Annotated in this window: 17 protein-coding genes and 1 tRNA gene; 7 read left to right on the top strand and 11 right to left on the bottom strand. The window is 50.4% G+C overall.

All coding sequences use genetic code 11. The features are described from left to right. Positions 1-40 precede the first annotated feature (40 nt). The 4 genes from C7R56_RS00800 to C7R56_RS00785 form a co-directional block, all read right to left on the bottom strand. Positions 41-574 (bottom strand): GNAT family N-acetyltransferase, encoded by a 534-nt coding sequence (locus C7R56_RS00800; RefSeq protein ID WP_107994741.1) that lies wholly within the window; start codon positions 572-574, stop codon positions 41-43. 105 nt (positions 575-679) lie between these two features. Continuing rightward, positions 680-1,180: a GNAT family N-acetyltransferase gene (locus C7R56_RS00795; protein WP_159072111.1), complete on the bottom strand. Its 501-nt coding sequence runs from the start codon at positions 1,178-1,180 to the stop codon at positions 680-682. Positions 1,181-1,277: 97 nt separating this feature from the next. After that, on the bottom strand, positions 1,278-1,778 hold the full coding sequence (locus C7R56_RS00790) for a hypothetical protein (protein ID WP_107994739.1): 501 nt from the start codon (positions 1,776-1,778) through the stop codon (positions 1,278-1,280). Between the two features lie 198 nt (positions 1,779-1,976). After that, complete coding sequence (locus C7R56_RS00785; protein WP_159072110.1) at positions 1,977-4,058, bottom strand: HlyD family efflux transporter periplasmic adaptor subunit; 2,082 nt, start codon at positions 4,056-4,058, stop codon at positions 1,977-1,979. Positions 4,059-4,316: 258 nt separating this feature from the next. Between C7R56_RS00785 and C7R56_RS00780 the strand changes: the two genes are divergently transcribed. The 3 genes from C7R56_RS00780 to C7R56_RS00770 all read left to right on the top strand — a co-directional run bounded on the left by C7R56_RS00780 (position 4,317) and on the right by C7R56_RS00770 (position 8,581). Further along, positions 4,317-5,006, top strand: a complete 690-nt coding sequence (locus C7R56_RS00780; RefSeq protein ID WP_107995064.1) for an ABC transporter ATP-binding protein — start codon at positions 4,317-4,319, stop codon at positions 5,004-5,006. A 15-nt stretch (positions 5,007-5,021) separates the two neighbouring features. After that, positions 5,022-7,370, top strand: a complete 2,349-nt coding sequence (locus tag C7R56_RS00775) for an ABC transporter permease (protein WP_107994737.1) — start codon at positions 5,022-5,024, stop codon at positions 7,368-7,370. A gap of 98 nt (positions 7,371-7,468) precedes the next feature. Beyond that, a complete protein-coding gene (locus tag C7R56_RS00770) occupies positions 7,469-8,581 on the top strand; it encodes a YncE family protein (RefSeq protein ID WP_107994736.1) in 1,113 nt (370 codons plus the stop codon). Between the two features lie 132 nt (positions 8,582-8,713). On the opposite strand, the gene C7R56_RS00765 is transcribed toward C7R56_RS00770, so the two are convergent. Together C7R56_RS00765 and C7R56_RS00760 are read right to left on the bottom strand one after the other, a co-directional pair. Further along, positions 8,714-9,646 (bottom strand): LysR family transcriptional regulator, encoded by a 933-nt coding sequence (locus C7R56_RS00765; RefSeq protein WP_107994735.1) that lies wholly within the window; start codon positions 9,644-9,646, stop codon positions 8,714-8,716. A 340-nt stretch (positions 9,647-9,986) separates the two neighbouring features. After that, a complete protein-coding gene (locus tag C7R56_RS00760; protein ID WP_107994734.1) occupies positions 9,987-12,440 on the bottom strand; it encodes an ATP-binding cassette domain-containing protein in 2,454 nt (817 codons plus the stop codon). Positions 12,441-12,597: 157 nt separating this feature from the next. On the opposite strand from C7R56_RS00760, the gene C7R56_RS00755 reads away from it, so the two are divergent. Next, positions 12,598-13,557 (top strand): RluA family pseudouridine synthase, encoded by a 960-nt coding sequence (locus C7R56_RS00755; protein ID WP_107994733.1) that lies wholly within the window; start codon positions 12,598-12,600, stop codon positions 13,555-13,557. Between the two features lie 112 nt (positions 13,558-13,669). Here C7R56_RS00755 and C7R56_RS00750 read toward each other — a convergent pair whose 3' ends face one another. After that, on the bottom strand, positions 13,670-14,194 hold the full coding sequence (locus tag C7R56_RS00750; protein ID WP_107994732.1) for a YehS family protein: 525 nt from the start codon (positions 14,192-14,194) through the stop codon (positions 13,670-13,672). A 163-nt stretch (positions 14,195-14,357) separates the two neighbouring features. Here C7R56_RS00750 and C7R56_RS00745 point away from each other — a divergent pair. Continuing rightward, positions 14,358-14,429: transfer RNA gene (locus tag C7R56_RS00745), tRNA-Val, on the top strand. Positions 14,430-14,522: 93 nt separating this feature from the next. Here the strand turns inward: C7R56_RS00745 and C7R56_RS00740 are convergent. Continuing rightward, positions 14,523-15,722, bottom strand: coding sequence for an SH3 domain-containing protein (locus C7R56_RS00740; RefSeq protein WP_107994731.1), 1,200 nt, complete (start codon positions 15,720-15,722; stop codon positions 14,523-14,525). A 17-nt stretch (positions 15,723-15,739) separates the two neighbouring features. Next, positions 15,740-16,453, bottom strand: coding sequence for a TraX family protein (locus tag C7R56_RS00735; protein WP_107994730.1), 714 nt, complete (start codon positions 16,451-16,453; stop codon positions 15,740-15,742). A gap of 304 nt (positions 16,454-16,757) precedes the next feature. Between C7R56_RS00735 and C7R56_RS00730 the strand changes: the two genes are divergently transcribed. Both C7R56_RS00730 and C7R56_RS00725 read left to right on the top strand, forming a co-directional pair. Then, entirely contained in the window at positions 16,758-17,909 is a 1,152-nt protein-coding gene (locus C7R56_RS00730) for a pyridoxal-phosphate-dependent aminotransferase family protein (protein WP_107994729.1), read from the top strand. An 11-nt stretch (positions 17,910-17,920) separates the two neighbouring features. Beyond that, complete coding sequence (locus C7R56_RS00725; protein ID WP_107994728.1) at positions 17,921-18,457, top strand: ECF transporter S component; 537 nt, start codon at positions 17,921-17,923, stop codon at positions 18,455-18,457. A gap of 76 nt (positions 18,458-18,533) precedes the next feature. Here C7R56_RS00725 and C7R56_RS00720 read toward each other — a convergent pair whose 3' ends face one another. Both C7R56_RS00720 and C7R56_RS00715 read right to left on the bottom strand, forming a co-directional pair. Beyond that, positions 18,534-18,929, bottom strand: coding sequence for a VOC family protein (locus C7R56_RS00720; protein ID WP_107994727.1), 396 nt, complete (start codon positions 18,927-18,929; stop codon positions 18,534-18,536). Between the two features lie 90 nt (positions 18,930-19,019). Beyond that, positions 19,020-19,391: a VOC family protein gene (locus tag C7R56_RS00715; RefSeq protein ID WP_107994726.1), complete on the bottom strand. Its 372-nt coding sequence runs from the start codon at positions 19,389-19,391 to the stop codon at positions 19,020-19,022. Between the last annotated feature and the right edge of the window lie 196 nt (positions 19,392-19,587).

Here is a 19,587-nt window from a genome sequence, read left to right as displayed (position 1 = left end):
CCGTTGTTTTCCCTCCCTCCAAAAAATTTCCGCATGGGGTTTACCCTAGAACGGAACCGAGTATTTTCTCCATCCGGATATCGTCGCGCCATTCGCCTTGTGAATAGGTGAAGTGAGGGATCACGCCTATTTGTGTGAAGCCGGATCTTTCGTACAGGCTGATTGCGCCGGCATTGTGGGAAAAGACCCCCAGCTCGATGCGCTGATAGCCGAGTCTTCGGCATTCTTCTTCATACAGTGCCATGACCGTTTTGCCGATGCCTTTGCTGCGCCAATCCGGATCGCCGATGTAGATGCCCAGCCAGGCTGTATTTCCGTCCTTCTTGAGCAGGGCAGGAAAGTCGCGGATGATCGACGCGATTCCGACCGGCTTGTCATCCACGCAAATGAAATAAGTCCGCTTGTCCGGATTGGACAGGCTCTCGCGGACACCCTCTTCCGTCCCCAAAGGCAATTTGCTTTCTTCATCATAGTGCGGGGTGATGAACGGCGAAATAGCCAGGTCATTTTCCCAACGGAGTATCGTCTGGATCAGTTCCTCGTTCAAAGCTAAATTTTTTAGTTGCAAGTCCATTATTTCTTCGCTCCTTCGGGTTTATCAATCATATGCTTGATTCCATGCGAAAAGGATTGCACCGCTAGGTTCGGGCGCAATCCTTCTCGCATATCCATAATTATTTTACAGCACTTTCTCATATGCCCATCGCATATCGCTGATACTTGTCAGGATATGTCCGCAGTAGGCATACCCTGACTTCTGCAAGGCACGCTGCATGCTTTTGTTATCTGGATGCGTATCGATACGCATGCTGGAATAGCCTTTTTTACGCGATTCATCCGCAGCCCATTCGACGATTTCCCCAAGGACGCCTTGTCCACGGAAAGCGTCTTTGATCGTGATGCGATGGATGACACTGTAAGGATTATCCGTCAACCATTGGCCCTCGGTGATGACTTTATAGGTAGGGTCCTCGCCGTAAAAAAATGCAAAAGTTGCCCCGGGAACGCCATCCCGCAGGTAGATATAGCTGTATCCTCCATTGATATCCTGAAGAATGACTGCTTCGTTCGGATACCCTTTTTGCCATTGATCGATGCCGGACGCCTTTAGCGTGACTTTCGCCTCATTGATGATTTCCATGATTGCGGGAAGATCCGTTGGCGTTGCTTTTCTGATCATTGCTCCACCGCCTTTCTTTTTCTCTATTCGGATTATACCGGAAACATGGTCGGTTTCATGCATTTCTATTGTTTTTCATTCCGGATAATCTGGATTCTTATAGGTTGAACATCTTTCGGTACTGCTCGATATAGGATTGCTTTTGTTTTTTCAGCATGTAGAGCGCATTTTTGATCTGATCCGGCTCATCCGCCATATCCAGGTCTTCCTTTTGCTTTTCGATGCCTTCAACCACCTGCTCACAATAGGCAGCTTCTTTTATTTCATCCAAAATGGCGATGATTTCCTTGCGCATCCTCTCGACGCGCGGGCCTTCACCGGCTTTTATTTCATCCAGGCTTTCGACGAGTTCCCGGAATGGAAGGTTCCTTCTGACTTTTCCGTCCTTGATGCGGATATATTCTTTTTTGAATTCCGTGACGCCGGGCACCGCACCGTTCAGTTGGTACCAGCCATCATAGAGGATCCATCCGCCTTCCGGTTCGGCTGGGATGAAGTCCCTTTTTAAAATGTATACCTCGTCCGCACCGGTAATTTCCGCCACCCAACATTTGCTTTCGCTGTCTGCTGGGCTGAGCTGCAAACCTAACTTCGACATGGGAAAATCCTCTTTCTGATCATTATTTATTAGTGTTGATCCATTCCTCAGGCCGATTGCGCTTTGCCTGATTCCGTTCTTCCATTATACGCTATCTGCATTGTAGTGAAAAGGTATTGTCCAAAGTACGCAAAACAGAGGAGCTCCCGACATCTGCTCCCCTGCTCAAAAATGCCTACCCTTCTTCGGACGCGTCCGTCAATCAGCGTCACCGCTGTCCTTGACCCTCACACCGGCCACAAGTTCCTTGTTCGGATCAGCGACATAGCGCTCCCCTTCCACCAAACCATCCACTACCTCGATGTCATATTCGGTTTCCAGCCCGGTTTCGATGTACCTTTTTTCGACTCGGTTCCCGCTGTCCACCACGTACACGTAGGACTTGCCCGATTCCACATCGATTTGGACAGCCTCAAAGTTTACGCGCAGGGCATCGAGCTTTTCGACCGTGATGATTTCCGCATCGGCTTCGTAGCCTACCTTGATGTTTTCGTCAGGATCGGTGATTGTGACTTTTACCGTAACTTTCGCATCCTGATCCGCGGAGGTCGCGGATTTCTCCGCCGATTGGCCGATTTCCGAGACAACCCCATCATATTCCGCAGCGACCCCTTTCACCTTAACGGTCGCCTTCTGGCCTACACGCATATTGACGCTGTCATACTGGCTGACAGCCAAGCTGATCACATATTCGGTCGCCCCATCGACGATGATGGCATCGCCGACCTGAGGATATTCATTCGCAACGACGTCCATCTTCGTCACAATGCCGTCGACATTGGCCTTCAGATCGCTCTCCTCGATTTTTTTGTTCAAGTAGGCGAGGTCTGTTTTCAGGAGAGCAATCTGGTCGGCCTGATTGGAGATTCTTTCCTCCGCTGTCGCGCTCGAAAACGTTGCCGTGGTGTTCAGATTCGAGAGAGCGATTTCCGCGCTCCGGACGGATTTTTCGCCATCGCTGATTGCCTTGATCGCCGCCTCGTACTTTACGGCAGCGCCGCTTCTGGCATTTGAAACGCTGATTTCCGCGTTACGGACAGCGGCTTCGCTGTCGCTGACGGCTTTTTCAGCTGCAGCATATTCAAGAGAGCCCGCGCTTTCGGCGTTCGAAAGAGCGATTTCCGCGTTGCTCACAGCAGCTTCGCTGTCCGAAACCGCTTTTGCGGCTGCAGCATATTCAGCGTCGGCTGCGTTTTCGGCATTCGAAAGAGCGATTTCTGCGCTACGGACAGCTGTTTCCGCATCGATCACCGCCAATTTCGCCGTATCATAGCCGGCTTGATAGCCCATTTCAGCGCTATCAAAAGTCAGTTCCGCATTCCATACCGCCGTTTCGGCAGCGGTGACAGCCTGTTGCGCCAACTGATAGTCCACTGCGTACAGAATCGGATCGGCGTCGTACAAGGTTTTGACGATATCCAGATTCAGTTTTGCACTCTCATAGGTTGCTTTAGCTGTTTCCAACGCACATTTGGCTTCATGCAGGGCATTTTCCAGATCATCCAAATTCTTTTTTGCGATCCAGTAATGCGCCTTCGCATTTTCCAAAGTCAGTTTGGCTTGGCCGACCGCATTCGCGTTGGCTATTTCGACGTTATGCAGTTTATCCGCTAATGCGGCAGCATTCGATTGGGCACTCTCCAAGACTATTTGAGCTTGGCTCACAGCATTGTCGTAGAGCGTCCCCCGCGCCGATAGATTGGAGTTGGCCGCAGCATAATTCGACTGAGCATTCTCCAGGGCTATGTTAGCCTGGCTGATGGCATTCGCATTGAGCGTATTGATGTCATCCAGATTCCCTTGCGCCGCACTATAATTTGATTGGGCAGTTTCCAGCACAATCCCCGCTTGGCTCACCGCGTTCTGGGAGGATGCCTTATCCATTTCTGCGCTGCTCCCGGAAAGATAGGCGAGCGTCGCCTCTGCATTCGCAAGATTGATAACCTGCTTATCCATTTGGGTGCGGTACTCGGTCGCATCAATCCTCGCCAGGACATCGCCTTTCTTGACTGCCTGCCCTTCCTCCGCCAACACTTCAACAATCTTGGCTGTGGGCGAGGGATAAAGGCTGCTCCTGCTGCTGGCTTCGATGTCGCCGGTTATCGGCACATACTTAGCCAATTGCCCTTTCCAGGCCGTATGCACCGACACTTCCTGGACCTGGGCATTCTGATACAACCAGTAAGCAGTACCTCCACCCACCAGCAAAGTCAGCAGAAGGACCGCCGTGACAATGATCGATTTTTTTGATTTGAATAGGATAGCTTTCAATTTCCCCATAAAGAAGACCCCCTCGCGCAATTTTTGGATAATCCAGTTGATTCCATCGTTTCGGTATCTCAATTTTACCATATCGACCGATGCATCCGTGAAGATATTGTCAGCGTATACAAAACCATTCTGGATAATTCATCTTTTTGGGTATCTCCTATTTCAGCAAAGTATTTTCCATTCTCAATTTTTTGACAAAAAATCCCGACACAAATATACTTGAACTGATTGAAGCAATCTCAAAAGAGGGTGGATGCGGTGATAACGATGACCAACGTGACGAAAACTTACAAGACCGGTGATGTGGAAACCTACGCCCTGAAAGACGTCAACCTCACCATCGAAGAGGGCGAATTTGTCGTCATCCTCGGACCCAGTGGCAGCGGCAAGAGCACCTTGCTGAACGTCATCAGCGGCTTGGACACCGTCACTTCGGGTGAAATCACCTTCCGGGGCGAAACGCTGACAAACCTGGATGAAGAGGAGATGACCGCTTTCAGAAGGAAACATCTGGGCTTCATCTTCCAGCAATACAACCTGCTGCAGAATCTGAACGTCTACGAGAACATCCAAATCGGCTCGGACATCGGGACAGCTCCACTCGACATAACCGACCTGCTCGAAAAAGTCGGTCTGGAAAAAGCCCGCAACAAATATCCCAGTCAACTCTCCGGAGGGGAGCAGCAACGTGTTTCGATCGTCAGGAGCCTGGCCAAGAATCCCGACATCATCTTCTGCGACGAACCCACCGGCTCGCTGGATGAAGAAAATTCGAAAAAGATTCTGCAGCTGTTGCAGAACCTGAATGTGGACTACAACAAAACCATCATCGTGATTACCCATAACTTGGGCATCGCCGAAATGGCGGACAAGGTCATCAAGATGAACTCCGGTCAAATTACGGAAGTCACCCTCAACGAAGTCAAAAAGAATGCCCAGGACATCTCTTGGGGATAGGGGGAGGTGCGAATCATGCTGCTGAAAAATGTCATCAAAACCTTGCGAAAAAAATGGATGCAGTTGGTTGCCATCGGCTTCATCATCATCCTGAGCTCCGCCACCTACACCATGATGTTCTACGGATTGAGCGGCATCGAAGAACCCACGGAAACGTACTTGGCGGATCACAACCAAGAGGACTTCGCCGTTGAGATGCTGAATAGGGTCACGCTGGAAGAGGCGGCCTACCCCATCGCAGCAGCGCTGCTTGCCAGAGGCTTCTACTCGCTAAGCGACATAAAGAAAGTCGAACCTGCCACCTTCTACAAGCTCATGGAAAACAGGATCACCGAGTTTGAAGCGAGCTACCGCGATGTCAGTCTCGAACTGAGGGAATACAAAAACACCTCCTACACGTACCAAGGACAGTCGCATACAGCGCTCCTCGTGAAGGATGGCGAAAAAATCAATCTTTCCTATATGGAGGAAGGCCGCAAACCCTCAGCTGATGATGAAGTCGCTGTCAACAAAGTCTATGCCGACAAGAACGGCCTCACCATCGGGGACGCCCTCATCATCAAAAACAAAAGCTACCGAGTGACGGGCTTTGTGCTTTTCCCGGACTACACCCTTCCTATGTTCGATGAAACCTTCAACTTGGATACCGGGCTGCAGACGCTGCTGCTCATGTCTGATAAAGAATACGAGAACTTCGACGACAAGGAGAGTTTCCGTTTAGCCGGCATGAACCTGACCGAGGAGAGCATAGACACCGCCTACGACAAAGATGCGTTGCCTTTCGTAAGCCAGATTACGGATACGCAGACCAGCATGAGGAGCGGGGCCATCTATGATGAACTGACCCAAGGAAAAGTCATGGCTTTGGGACTCAGTGTCTTCATCGCGGCCATCGCCGTCATCATCGTATCGATCCTGATCTACAACCTGCTCCATGCCGAAAGAGGCCAGATTGGCATCCTCAAGGCGCTCGGCTACCGCCGTTCGGAAATAGCCCGGCCCTATTTCGTCGCGATGATGGTCTTCGCCGCCCTTATGCTGATCCTTGGCTACTTCCTCGGAACGCTCTATTCCGAGCCGTTGAAAAAATTGTATCTGGATTTCTATCTCCTGCCCCAAGTCAAAATCGCCCAGAGCTTCACCGTCTTCGCCACTGCGATCCTGGTGCCGCTCCTGTTCTTCTCCTTGGTTTCCTGGATCATCATCTACCGCATCCTCGGAGAGAATGCCCTGGAACTGCTGAAGCCGCATGAGGGCAAGTCGATCAACCGGATCGGCAGGTACCTCAGCCGGGTCCTTTCGAAGGCGAAAGGCAGCACAAAATTCAAATACCTGCACGCCATCAAGAGCACCGGTAGTTTCTTCATTTTCTTTCTGGGCATCATGTTCTCGACGATCCTGATGAGCTTTTCCTTCATGATGGGCGGCATGGTCGATCGGATGACGGTCGACTACCTGAATAAGGTCGACTACGAATATGAGGCCTATCTCGATGTCACGCAAAGGCTGCCCGAAACGCGGCCCGGCGACGAAAAATTCCTCATCTATCCCTTTGCTTCCCTCGACGGCAACGTTGTATCGCTGCAAGGGCTGTCTTCACGCAACAAACTTTACAGCCTGTATGATGAGGAAGGCAATGACATAACCGTAAATATCCAGAACGGCGCCGTGATCACGAAACGGCTCAGCATCAAGCTCGGTGTCGTAGAAGGCGATACCATCCGCCTGGAAGTGAACGACGACACTTTCCCCTTTCTTGTCAAAGGCGTGACTGATGAATACATTTCCGACAAGGTGTACCTGAACATCGAAAAGCTCAGCAATATGTTGTCGGAAAACAGCACTTCGCGCCTGTACAGCGGCATCTATTCGCTCAAAAAGCCGTCCGATGCCTACTACAGCACAATCATCAGCAAGTCGGGACTCATCGAACAATCGAAGGCGATGTCCAACTACACGCAGTTCATCTCGAACGTCATGATCGGTGGATCCGCAATCATCGCCGCGAGCATCCTGTTCGTGCTCACTTCCTTTACCGTAGAAAAAAATTACTATGTGATTTCGTTGCTCAAAGTGATGGGCTACAAACGCCGGGAAGTCAATGCGATGATTTTGAACAGCTATTTTTTTTATGCCTTGATTTCCTATCTGATCAGCCTTCCCATTGCCTTGGGTATACTGAACCTGATGATGCGGTTCTTCACGGAGGAATACGGCGTCATCCTGCCGCTGCAGTACAGACCGATTTTCCTGCTGCAGACATTGTTGATCCTGGTCCTCATCTTCTTCGTCGGCACCTACATAAGCAGGCGAAAAATCGCCAAAATCCCACTTCAGGAAGTACTCAAATCCTATCAGGAATAAGCTTATCGGGAAGCTTTTTGTTAGTTAGCCGCTGACTTCTATAGTAAAATATAAAAACTGGACGACCTCGTATAAATATTCATTCGGGAAGTGATACTATGGAAAAGAAAAAGAGAAAGAAGTTCATCAGCCTTGCACTGATTGGCAGCATGATGACAGGGGCGGTCACGCTCGGCCTCCTCACAAAGAACGGAAAAATCGAACGGTTAGCTTTCGCTGAAGAAACGAACACGGAAGCCAGCCTCGGTTCATTTAAGTCGTTGAAAGATGAATTGTCCAAACACCCTGAACTGTACCAAGCGGTTTTTGAAGAGCATGGTGTCGACCCGGAAGAAAATACTTATGTCATCCCCGGTATGGATGAAACATTGACGCTCCATCATGAACACGAAGAAACGGACATCTGCACCACTATGACGCCGCAAGGGTTGGCCGTGAACCAAGATTACCTGTTTATTTCGGCCTATTGCTACACCAAAAAGCACAATTCCGTCATCTATGTGTTGGACAAAAAAAGCGGATCCTTCATCAAGGAAATCGTCCTGGATGGCATCCCGCATGTAGGCGGCCTCGCCTTTGACAACAACCATGAGTTGCTCTGGGTCACCTCGGAAAAAGGCGACACCGCTCAAGTCATCACTCTGTCTTTGAAGGACATTGAAGCCTATGATTTCACGGATTCCGCTGAACCGATCGCATATACCGATAGCATCAACCTGCCCGACATCAAGCGTGCTTCAACCATCACGGTCCACGGCGATGATCTCTACGTGGCGCATTTCGATGACGAAGAGACGAGTGTTATGCACCGCTACCTGATCTCCACAACAGAAAACGACAACGGAGAGAAAGTCCATGCACTGGATACCGGAAAAAGCACGGAAGAAGCTTCTCCTGACGATGTCGATAAAATAGGCAAAGAGATCCAAGGACTGGCTTTTCATCAGGAAAAGCTGATGCTGTCACGCTCTTCCGGCAGAAAGCATGACTCAACCCTGCTTTCCTTCAACCGTCTGGAGGAAGACGAGAATTTCACGGACAGGAATGCCAGCACCGAAATCATCATGCCCTCCTACATGGAACAGGTCGTCGTGGATGGAAAGCACCTATACATCCTCTTCGAATCCGGGGCGTATCCTTATCGCGACCACGGCAATCCGAGCATCGATCGCGTGCTGCGGATGAATATCGATAATCTTTTCGCAGAGTGACACTCACTTTTACGTGTGCGCTTGAAATGTTGTTTTCCATAAAAAATGGCTATCCACAACAGGCGCATACGCTCGTTGTGGATAGCCATTTTTTATATTGGTTGAACAAGAAACGTCATAAAATTTCTTGATTCACTCTTCAGCAGAAGTCAGTTCAATACGTTGATCGCCCTCCAACAATTCCCTTACGATTTTCATGTAGCGCTTGGAGATCGTGCTGAGCGGCCGCACTTTCGAATAGATGAAACCGATGGTGTTTTTTTGATCGACATCCATCGGTACCACGACAATATGATCCTGCGTATTCGATTTCAAGAGACCTGAACCGACCAAGTATCCATTCGTCACTGACAACAGATTTAATACGGTCGCACGGTCGCTTGCACTGATCCGCTGGGCATTTTGGTCGACTTGGATCGACTCTTCCATCAGTTGCAGTGTGCTATTTTTACTTTGATCGAATGAAATGACGGGGTACGGATGGAGCTCCTCCTGCGTAATTCTCTCCTGCTTCGCCAACGGATGGAACTCGCTGAGGAATACATGCGGCTGGAACGCGATCAGCGGATCGAATTTCAGGTCAAAAGCGTCGAGATGCTGCCTGATGACTTTCCCATTGAAGTCGTTCAGATAGATGAAGCCGACTTCGCTGACGGCATCCCGCACGTCTTCCATCACTTTCGAGGTGCTCGTCTCCAGGAAACGGAAATTCAGCGATTCTTCCTTTTTTTCCGAAACCAGTCGGGCAAACCCTTCCGAAGCAAAATCATAGTGCTGACTGGAAACCGAAAACAGTCTCCTGTTTTCGGTCGCATACAGATAACGGTAATCCAATTGGTCCGCTTGGGCTACGATCTGATCGGCGAATTCCAAAAGCATAGCCCCTTCTTTGGTTATTTCAATCCCTTTTTTGGAACGCTCGAAAATCTGAATGCCATATTCTTCCTCCAGATCTTTGATGCTTGACGACAGACTGGATTGCGCCATATATAATTGCCTCGCGGCCTCCCGAAAAGTGCCGTATTTCGCCACAGTTATGACATATCGCAATTGTTGCAGATTCATATTTTTGCCACCCCGCTCTATTTTCCGATGGGTTCCCATCATTTCCACAAAAAAAGTGCATGCGCGTCAACAAAACACACATGCACGAGTATTCATCATCATTTCAGCGCTTCACTTGGATGCGGATGCACAATCTGCCCCATAATCCCCTTTACAGAGCGGGCAAAAACGCCCGGTTGTGGAGATCAAAAGATGATAAGAATATTCCTGCATGTTTCTTACATCCGCACATACAACACATCATCTTCTGCATGGTTCTGCCTCCCCTTCTTTTCCTAATCGCTTTCTAATAAGATAGCGATTTTCCCGGCATCTGTCAATCATTTTCACTTTTTAGGCCTCATATGAATTTTCCGGTCACCGAATTCGGGTTTTTCCGGAGGTCGGATGGCGTTCCTTCCGCAATGATTCTACCACCGTCATCTCCGCCCCCCGGACCAAGGTCGATGATCCAATCCGCGGCTCCGATGATTTGCTGATTGTGTTCCACAACGACCACCGTGCTGCCGGAATCGACCATCCGATCCAATAATACCAGGAACTTCTCGACATCGAGCGGATGCAGGCCGGTAGTCGGTTCATCAATCAGATACAGATTCTTTTTCCCCTGATTTGCCAAGAGTTCCACGGCCAACTTGAGCCGTTGCGCTTCGCCGCCCGATAAAGTCGTTGTCGTCTGGCCGAGCTCAAGGTACCCGAGACCGACATCCTGCAGCAGCTTCAGGATGGCACTGATTTTTGGGGAATCCGCAAACAATTCCGCGCCTTCCTCCACCGACATTCCCAGCACAGCGGTGATCGAATGTCCACGATAGGTCACGAACAGAACATCATCCTTGAAGCGTCTGCCCGAACAGACAGGGCAAGGAACTTCCTGATCTTCAAAAAACAACAGGTTGTTTGTGACGACGCCCAAGCCTTCGCAGTAATCGCAGCGTCCCCCTTTCACATTGAAGGAAAAATAATTGGCTGTCATCCCTTTTTCAACGGCCGTCTGCTGCCGGCCGAAGATTTTCCGGATTTCCGTATAGGCATCAGAGTAGGTCGCGACATTCGAACGTTTCATTCGGGTGAGGGGTGCCTGTTCCACGATGACGATCCGGTCGAATGAGCCAGTCCCGCTCACCTGATTCAAATTCTGCGATTTTTCCGTGTCCCCTTTCGCCAGCACATCGAAAACGAGCGTCGATTTCCCGGAACCCGATACACCGGTGACACAAATGAGGCTGCCGACGGGGAAACGGACTGTCAGATTCCGGAGGTTATGCTTGTCCGCTTGCCTCACCTCGATGAAGGCACCCGATCCTTTACGGAAAATTTCGCGCGGTTCCGGCTTGCTGTTCAGATAAGCACCGGTGACGGATGTCGCTTGTCCCTTGATTTGCTGCAGCGTTCCTGACCCGATGACTTCGCCCCCGTATTTCCCCGCTCCCGGACCGATATCGATGAGGTAGTCCGCGGCTTCCATGACGGCTGTGTCATGTTCGATGACGAGCACCGTATTCCCTTTATCCCTCAGCGACCGCAGCACAGTCAGGAGCCCTTCTGTATCTTTTGGATGCAGACTGATTGTCGGTTCATCCAGGATGTAGATGACACCCGTCAGATCCGAATCGAGGACCGCCGCCAAGCGCAGCCGTTGCGCTTCCCCTCCCGAAAGCGTCATCGTCTGCCTGTCGAGCGACAGGTAGCCCAATCCCAGCTTCAGGATCCGTTTCAGTTTGGTCTTCAGATCCGTCACATAGACCCCCGCCAACAGTTGTTCCGAATGCATCAGGTTTGCATCAAGTCCGCTGATCCAATCCATAAGCTCTTTCAATGATGACCCGGACAGTTCAGGCAAGCGCGTCCCGTTAACCGTCACGCTCCTGCTCAGCTCGTTCAGCCGTTCCCCATGGCATTCCGGGCAGATGACAGATTCAAAATAGTTCTCCCGGAGTTTCGAAGCCCCTTTTTTTTCCGCCATTCTGCGCCAAAGGTTCGGCAACACCCCTTCAAAGCGGCCTTCCGCAACCGTTCGGGGCACCGGCACATCTGGGAACAGCCGATGCATTTCTTCACTCTCGGCCCCCTGCAGCAGCAGTACGTGCTGCGCCGGTATAAAGTCTTTCACTGGTGTATTTATCTTTAGCCGCATGCCGTAATGGTCACATGCAGCATAGAACGACTCCAGCTGATAATCCCGGTAACGTTTTTCCCAAAAAACGACTGCACCCTCTTCAAGTGAAAGTTCTTCATGGAGCACCCGCTTCTCATCGATCGTCAACGTTTCCCCCAAACCCAGGCAAGTTGCGCAAGCACCTTCTCGGGTATTGTAGGAAAAATGGGTGCGGGTCAGCTTCTCTATCCGCTGATCGCAGTGCGGGCAATACTGGAACACCCTGAAGTCATCGGCGCTCTTTTCGGTTTCCTCACGACAATCGGCCGAACTGATTTTCTTACCGCAAGCCGGGCAGTGTCTGGAACTTAGCTTCTCGAACAGCATTCGCAGATCGGTATAGATGTCCGTGACCGTCCCCACCGTCGAACGCGGATTTTTATTGTAGTCCTGTTGCTGAATTTGGATAGCGGGAGATACATTGCGGATCGCATCAATGTTCGGTTTGCGGATTCCTTGGTAGCCGATTGCTTCCAGATATTGGCGCTGGCATTCCTGATAGAGCACATCCATCGCCAGCGTCGTTTTCCCGGAACCGGATACCCCTGTAAGGACAATCCATTTATTCCGGGGCAAATCCACGGTGATGTTCTTCAGATTCCCTTCCTTTGCGCCGATGATGCTGATATGGTCCATGCATGCTCCCCGCTTCCTTTTGATTCTTCTGTTTCAATTATATGCCACTTGCTGCGTTTTTGTCCTGATTATGCGGGATGGATGCCCTGTTTTCTGTTATACTTCAAAAGAGACGACCGCGGCAATCAGGCGGCGAACAGAGTCAGGAGCGAACGATATGAAAAAAACAAACCAGCAAAGACCCATCAATAATAAACGCAATCGCCAGGACAAGGCGATAGAACCCCAAAAAAACCCATCCACCAAAGGGGTTACGCAATACCCAGTGACCGAACCAAGCGAATTGTTGCCCTTTTTGCTGCAGATCCTCAGCAAGCAAAGCCGCAATTCGGTCAAATCGATCCTTACCCGCGGACAAGTGACTGTCGACGGCAAGGCCATCACCAAACACAACCACCCATTGGAACCCGGACAGACTGTCGGCATTTTGGCAAATAAGGAAGCCATCAAAAAAACGTCCCTGTCCGGCCTCAAGATCCTGTTTGAGGACGAATCGATCATCGTGATCAATAAGGATGCCGGCCTGTTGTCGATGGCAACCGACGATCCAAAAGAACCGACCGCTTACCGCCAATTGAGCCACTACGTCAAAGAAGACAACAAAGCGAACCGGATATTTGTCGTGCATCGCCTGGACCGGGACACATCCGGCGTCATGCTTTTCGCAAAATCCGAAGAGCTGAAAGAGAAGCTGCAAAATGGTTGGAAGGAACTCGTCAAAGAACGCATCTATACCGCTCTTGTCGAGGGCGAGATCAAGAATGAGTCCGGCACCATCTCCTCATGGCTGACCGAGAGCAAGGCCATGAAGGTCCATTCCAGTCCGAAAGACAACGGCGGCCAACATGCCGTGACCCATTACCGCAAGATCCGAGCAAACAAAGAATATTCGCTCTTGGAGGTGCAATTGGAGACCGGCCGGAAGAATCAGATCCGCGTCCACATGGAATCCTTGGGCCATCCGGTTGCCGGAGACAAGAAGTACGGTGCCCACACCAATCCCATGAAACGTTTGGGGCTGCACGCTACCACACTAGCATTCCTCCATCCTGCAACCGGCGAACTCGTCCGCTTCAGCGCGCCGGTGCCGAAAGCTTTCCTGTTGTATTCGAAATGACAAAAAACATGATTCCCCGCAAAGGCGAATCATGTTTTTTATTTTTATTTATTGCGGACGCGATGCATCTGAAATAAATCGCCAAAAGCGGTTTGGCGGGCTAAAATACAGCCTATCCGCGGTAGCGCAGCGCCAAGCCTTTCAGGAAATTCCGTGCATAACGGTCGCCGCAAGGTTTGTAATTGCGGTGCCCTTCTTTGCGGAGGACCGCGCTCAATTCGCTTTTCGATACGGTAACGCCAACCGATTCCAGGATTTCAAGCATGTCTTCGTTTGTCAAAGTCAGCGCGATTTTGACTTTCTTCAGCAGCAGATTGTTGACGTTCCCGTTGTTCAGCGTAAATTCCGGTTTTGATTCCGTTTCGCCGGGCTTCGCTTGTGCTTTGCCGCGTTGGGAAGTGATGAGTCCGTTCAAGAACGATTCCAAGGTCGCATTGTCGCAAGCCAGTTGATCGTCTTCCGATGGGGCTGCAGCTCCGGCAGTATCCGTCGCTTCATCCTTTTTTGGATTTTTGAGCATTTTTTGCACTGCTTCCTTCGTCAATTCGAGTCCGCCCAAGCGGAATACTTCGACCATATCCGCATCCTTGATGTCCAGCGCATAGCGCAGACGGATCAATATATCATTGTTATCCATAATTAGCCTCCAAATTTTCCTTTTCAATTATCCTTTTCCAGTATACCCTGTTGTCCTATGGAATGCATGCCTTATTCGTTTCTCTTTTTTTAAATTTCCCTCTTCACTTATCACGCAAATATGTTATAATCAAATATACGAGCAGGTGATTCATCTGTTTATTGGTTCCTTAGCTCAGCGGGAGAGCACTACCTTGACATGGTAGGGGTCGCTGGTTCAATCCCAGTAGGGACCATCAAGATTCAGCACATAATAGTAAGTAAAGAGACACAATCGAAAAAATTCGATTGTGTTTCTTTTTGTGTTCATTTCGGTCATTGCCTATTCATCATTCGGCCGCTTCCGGGGCTTCGCTCATCGTTGCATCCAAAAGATATTCGCCTTTGCTGCTGTTCCCCTCAGTGGCAAAACGCGCATCGAGATCATTGAAATGCCACCATTCCGAAGCCAGCGGTGTCAATCCGGCGTCCGTGCAGTAGCGCTGCAGGAGGATAGCTGCCTCATTCATCGTATCCGCCAAGGTGGATTGAAGCCACGCGGTCGGGGAACTGGATTTGACCGGTCCGGTGAACGTAGCCGAAGCCATGCTCAATTCATGGATGGTTGTCGGCATCGTGTATTCCGTGTAGCCCGTAATGGCGGTCGCGGCATAGTCGCCGACGATGATTTCCTGCTGTTCCGTTATTTTCGCCAGTGTGACATCGATGGCATAGCCCATCTGATGATTCGAAACGTTTGTCGCGATGAACCAGTTGGTGTCCCAAGGATAGGTGTTGATACCCGCCATCACTTCCGGATCGGTCGCAGCCAAATTCGTCAAGGCATCCACCGTCATCTTCTGGGCAGAAAATGGACGATAGCCCTCATAGATTACCAAGGAATTCCCTTCCGCCAAGGCGGCTTGTTGCGCTGAATTGATTTTCTTTGACATGCTGTAGAGCACCGGTACGATATCGGATACTTTGCCCAGACGCATATTGTATGCTTTCCCGTCATAAAGCGCCTGACCGGTTATGCCAGGGATCACTTTTCCGGAAGAAACGAACTTGGACGCGTACGTGTTGGTGTTGTTATAGATGATGGAAGGGATCACGTCCGGAAGGTTGATGAAACAATAAAGATGTTGCACCCAGCCTGACTCGGTTTCGGTCTGGACATACCACCAATCGCCCACTTCCTCCACCACTTCAAAAACGGATCCCGCTTCCAAAGTCGCGATCGACTCGGACCCGGCAGCGGCAGTCGCCTTCAGATCCATCAGAACCGAAGCATATCCGGTCGCTCCGTTGACGGGAAGTTCCAGGTCCCCTTCATACACCAACGGCTCCGGCTCTTCCGGATGGACCACCGTTGTGTCATCTTCAACTGATATATCTTCTTCTGAAGTCACCGCTTCGACAGCCGAACTCGCCGGAGCGCTCTCCGACTCCTCGGTTTCCGTCTGTTCATCCGAGCCGGAGCAAGCAGACAGCACCAAAGCCGTCAGGATGCCGATGACAGCGCGGCGCCAATTTTTAATGATTCTCATTTATATGCAGTCCTCCATTACGCGGATACGATCATTTTTACTAGTTCCAACAGCAACAGATGGAACGGATAGAAAGCATAGAAGCCCCATTTCATCACATTGGATTTCTTTCCTTGACGGCCTTTGTAGAACAGCAGCAGCGGGACGGCCAGAAAAATGCCGACTTGGTAGGATTGCGTCCAACCGCTTTCGCTGATGGAAGGGATGATGTGGAACAGAATCCCGATGACTGCAAAACTCAGCAGCTGCTTTTCGATTTGTCCTCTGAACAATCCAAAGAACAGGATCCATAAGACCGCTACATAATTCCAATCAGCTGGGACCGCCAACAGACAGCACAGCAAAACGATTGTTGCTTTAAGCGGAAGGGACCAGTCCTCCCGTTTTGCCGCTGCCAATGCCACCAATCCGAGCGCCAAGCCCCAGATGACGCTTGTGGCTTGCCACCATGGGAGCCCAAAATACCAGACATACGGAAAATGCGAGACTGCGGCAAACAACATCAACCGCACGATATATTTTTTCAGATTGGATGTGTAATGGTAGCCTTCCGCAATCATATAGCACATGATCGGTGCGGCAATCCGCCCCGCTATCCGCAGCGCCACGCCTTCAAGGCTGTCTTGCGGCACAAATACCGCAAAGATATGATCGAAAAACATTGCGAATATGGCAAGGTTCTTCAATGTATAGGATGATAGGTCTTTTTGAATCTCGCTAATGCCTTGCATCGGAGTACTCCTCACTGTACTTGGTTTCGCAGCGTTTGCTGTAAGCTGATCGACAGGCCTGTCTGCCTGTCCTTTCCCACAGTATAGGCTTCAGGGAGTCCGCCAATCCCCGAAAAAAAGCAAGATATTTGCGGGAAAACTTACGCATCCCGAAATTGGGTGCGCTCACATTTGTAAAACGCATGCAAGAAGCCATTCCGGACCAAATTGGACCGCTCATTTTATGTCGGATTGGACGGTTTCATAGCTCTTTTCATTTGCTAAACTTATCAGCAATATACGAAACGATAAGGAGGACTTCCTGATGAGATACAAACCGAATTACGCCCCGGGTCCGACAGAGGTACGCGAAAATGTGCGTTTGGCCCGCGCAAAAAGAACCAATAACAGCGACTTTGACAAAACGTTCGTGCGCTATTACCGCGAGGTCAGCCAAAAAATGGGGCGAGTCATGGGCACCACGAATGAGGTCCTGCTGCTTGCCGGCGAAGGGATCTTGGCTCTCGAGGCCGCTTGTGCAAGTCTGACAGAACCCGGCGATCGTGTGCTCGTGCTGGACAACGGCATCTATGGCGAAGGCTTCAAGGATTTCGTCAGCATCTATGGCGGCGTACCGGTCGTCCTGAGTTTCGATCACCGCAGCGGCATCCCTACAGAAGCGGTCCGCGCCTATCTGGAGAAGGATTCCGATTTCAAATATGCCACCCTGGTCCATTGCGACACGCCGACATCGGTACTGAACAACGTGGCTGAGTTATGTCCTTTACTGAAGGAATATGACATTCTGACGGTGGTCGATTCCGTCGCAGGAATGGTCGGCGAGCCGATCAATGTGGATGAAAACAAAATCGATATCTGTTGCGGTGGAACGCAAAAAGCCATTTCGGCCCCGGTTGGACTGGCCATCGTTTCCGTCAGTGAAGACGCCCAAAAAGCGATGGACGACCGCAAAACGCCTATCGCTTCCTTCTATGCAAATCTGCAGGTCTTCAAAGGGTACGCAGAAAAGGAATACTTGCCTTACACGACTTCTGCGGGCGATGTTGCGGCGCTCGATGCCGCTTTGGACAATATCCTGGAGGAAGGCATCGAGACCGTTTTTGCACGCCATGACAGGATTGCTTCCGCAGTGCGCGAAGCCGTCCAAGTGTATGGATTGGAGCTGTTCCTTAACTCCAACCGTTCCAATACCGTCACCGCCATCCGGATACCGGAAGCGATCGGCGCCTTGCGCCTGCAGGAGCAAATCAGCGAAACCTACGATCTGCTTGTCGCTACTTCATTGGCACAATATGCAGATGTAATCCTGCGCGTCGGCCATATGGGCGAAAATGCCTTCTTCGACAAATTAGTTTATGTTTTGACCATCATCGACAACGGTCTGCGCGATCTCGGATTTGCGGGAAAAGGCGATTTGGCCCAGCTATTCATCGCAAGCTATAAAGAAAACAATTAGGAGGATCCACTATGCAAAAAGCACAAGGTTATTCAAACACACGCACTTATGATTTGGTTTTGACGGCAATCCTGATTGCCCTCGTATTCGTCGCTACGGTCTTCCTGAACATCAAATTGCCTATCACGGCAAACGGCGGATTGATCCACCTCGGCACTGCGATGCTCTTCCTCGCATCCATCTTATTCGGTCCGAAAAAAGGCGCCATCGCCGGAGCAGTCGGCATGGCCATCTTCGATTTGATGGCCGGCTGGGTGCTCTGGGCTCCCTTCACGCTAATTACCCGCGGCTTGCAAGGCTATCTGGTCGGAAAATTGGCATGGTCGAAGGGCCGCCAAGGGAACAGCTTTGCCATGAATCTTTTGGCCACGCTGCTTTCGGTTCCCATCATGCTGGTCGGTTATTATTTTTGCGAATGGATCCTTTACGGAAATGCCATCACACCGTTCGCCTCGATCCTCGGAAACCTCGTCCAGAACGCGGTCGGGATCGCCATTTCCTTGCCGTTGTCGGCAATCCTGAAAAAAATGAACATCACTGCAAGATAAGGAATTGAAAAGGAGTCGGGCATAAATCCTAATTGGATCTATGCCCGGCTCCTTATTTTATTGTAATGGGTAATGGTTATTTTGCGTTCAGGTCCGGTTGATGGATTCCGAACAGATTCCCTTCCGTATCGAAATAATAGCCTTGCCAAGCCATCCCGGCCAGCGCATTCTTCGGCATCGCGACTTTGCCGCCATGCTCCAGGATCAGCGCTTCGGTCGCATCGTAATCTTCTGTCCCCATTGTGCACACAAAAGCGTTCAACCCTTGATTTGCCACGGGCGGAGCACTTTGGCGCTGCATCAAAGCGCCGTTGACGCCGGGTTCGCTCGCATCCCCTGTGATCGCCCCGAAATACGGCATGCCCGCAAACGCGGTCCAATCTTCGAATGTCCATCCGAAAACCGCTCCGTAGAAAAGCTTAGCCCGTTCCATATCGTCCACATGAATCTCAAAATGAATGACTCTTCCCATAATCCGATGACCTCCTATTTTTCGAAAAACAGTTGCTGCGGATGGCTTTTGCAGCTTGCAATTGGCAGCGTCTTTCCGGCAAAAAAATAGTTATCTGTGTTGGTCGACGAGGATCGGATTGCCGTCGGGATCCACAATGACAAAACTGCCTGGCCCTTTAGTATCCGGTGCGGCTTCCGAAACAAAAGTGATGCCCTTTTCCCGCAATTCCTCCTGCAGCTGGCGGACGTCCTTGAACGGATTCACTTCTTCCGCGTCGCTGTTCCAACCGGGATTGAACGTCAACATGTTTTTCTCGAACATGCCTTGGAACAGCCCGATGATGCAATCCTCGTTCTTCATGATCAGCCAATTCTGATCGATGTCCCCGCCGAATGTGCTGAAGCCCAATTTCTCGTAAAATGCCTTTGATGCATGTATGTCCTTGACCGTCAAACTGAGGGAAAATGCTCCGATACCCATGCTTATTCTCCATTCTGTTTTGGATTTTTTTACTTCTGATCCGGATCGTTCTGAAGTACGTCTCTTCATAGACCATTATAATTTCGTCGGATGCGAAAAGCTAATTTTAGCGGTTCATCCGAATTTTTCAGAAACTGAAATTGCGTGTGCGAAACAAACAACTCTATTTGATTGAAACGGGCGGCTCGGCCGGATA

The organism is Trichococcus paludicola (genome assembly GCF_003052295.1).
GTDB classification, from domain to species: Bacteria; Bacillota; Bacilli; order Lactobacillales; family Aerococcaceae; genus Trichococcus; species Trichococcus paludicola.
The sequence above is the reverse complement of the archived record's forward strand: the minus strand, read 5'-3'. Positions and strand labels throughout refer to the sequence as shown.

What these genes read in the sequence shown, in the direction of transcription:
- C7R56_RS00800 (WP_107994741.1), bottom strand. Translation starts at nt 574, where the DNA reads ATGGACTTGCAACTAAAAAATTTAGCTTTGAACGAGGAACTGATCCAG.
- C7R56_RS00795 (WP_159072111.1), bottom strand. Translation starts at nt 1,180, where the DNA reads ATGATCAGAAAAGCAACGCCAACGGATCTTCCCGCAATCATGGAAATC.
- C7R56_RS00790 (WP_107994739.1), bottom strand. Translation starts at nt 1,778, where the DNA reads ATGTCGAAGTTAGGTTTGCAGCTCAGCCCAGCAGACAGCGAAAGCAAA.
- C7R56_RS00785 (WP_159072110.1), bottom strand. Translation starts at nt 4,058, where the DNA reads ATGGGGAAATTGAAAGCTATCCTATTCAAATCAAAAAAATCGATCATT.
- C7R56_RS00780 (WP_107995064.1), top strand. Translation starts at nt 4,317, where the DNA reads ATGACCAACGTGACGAAAACTTACAAGACCGGTGATGTGGAAACCTAC.
- C7R56_RS00775 (WP_107994737.1), top strand. Translation starts at nt 5,022, where the DNA reads ATGCTGCTGAAAAATGTCATCAAAACCTTGCGAAAAAAATGGATGCAG.
- C7R56_RS00770 (WP_107994736.1), top strand. Translation starts at nt 7,469, where the DNA reads ATGGAAAAGAAAAAGAGAAAGAAGTTCATCAGCCTTGCACTGATTGGC.
- C7R56_RS00765 (WP_107994735.1), bottom strand. Translation starts at nt 9,646, where the DNA reads ATGAATCTGCAACAATTGCGATATGTCATAACTGTGGCGAAATACGGC.
- C7R56_RS00760 (WP_107994734.1), bottom strand. Translation starts at nt 12,440, where the DNA reads ATGGACCATATCAGCATCATCGGCGCAAAGGAAGGGAATCTGAAGAAC.
- C7R56_RS00755 (WP_107994733.1), top strand. Translation starts at nt 12,598, where the DNA reads ATGAAAAAAACAAACCAGCAAAGACCCATCAATAATAAACGCAATCGC.
- C7R56_RS00750 (WP_107994732.1), bottom strand. Translation starts at nt 14,194, where the DNA reads ATGGATAACAATGATATATTGATCCGTCTGCGCTATGCGCTGGACATC.
- C7R56_RS00740 (WP_107994731.1), bottom strand. Translation starts at nt 15,722, where the DNA reads ATGAGAATCATTAAAAATTGGCGCCGCGCTGTCATCGGCATCCTGACG.
- C7R56_RS00735 (WP_107994730.1), bottom strand. Translation starts at nt 16,453, where the DNA reads ATGCAAGGCATTAGCGAGATTCAAAAAGACCTATCATCCTATACATTG.
- C7R56_RS00730 (WP_107994729.1), top strand. Translation starts at nt 16,758, where the DNA reads ATGAGATACAAACCGAATTACGCCCCGGGTCCGACAGAGGTACGCGAA.
- C7R56_RS00725 (WP_107994728.1), top strand. Translation starts at nt 17,921, where the DNA reads ATGCAAAAAGCACAAGGTTATTCAAACACACGCACTTATGATTTGGTT.
- C7R56_RS00720 (WP_107994727.1), bottom strand. Translation starts at nt 18,929, where the DNA reads ATGGGAAGAGTCATTCATTTTGAGATTCATGTGGACGATATGGAACGG.
- C7R56_RS00715 (WP_107994726.1), bottom strand. Translation starts at nt 19,391, where the DNA reads ATGGGTATCGGAGCATTTTCCCTCAGTTTGACGGTCAAGGACATACAT.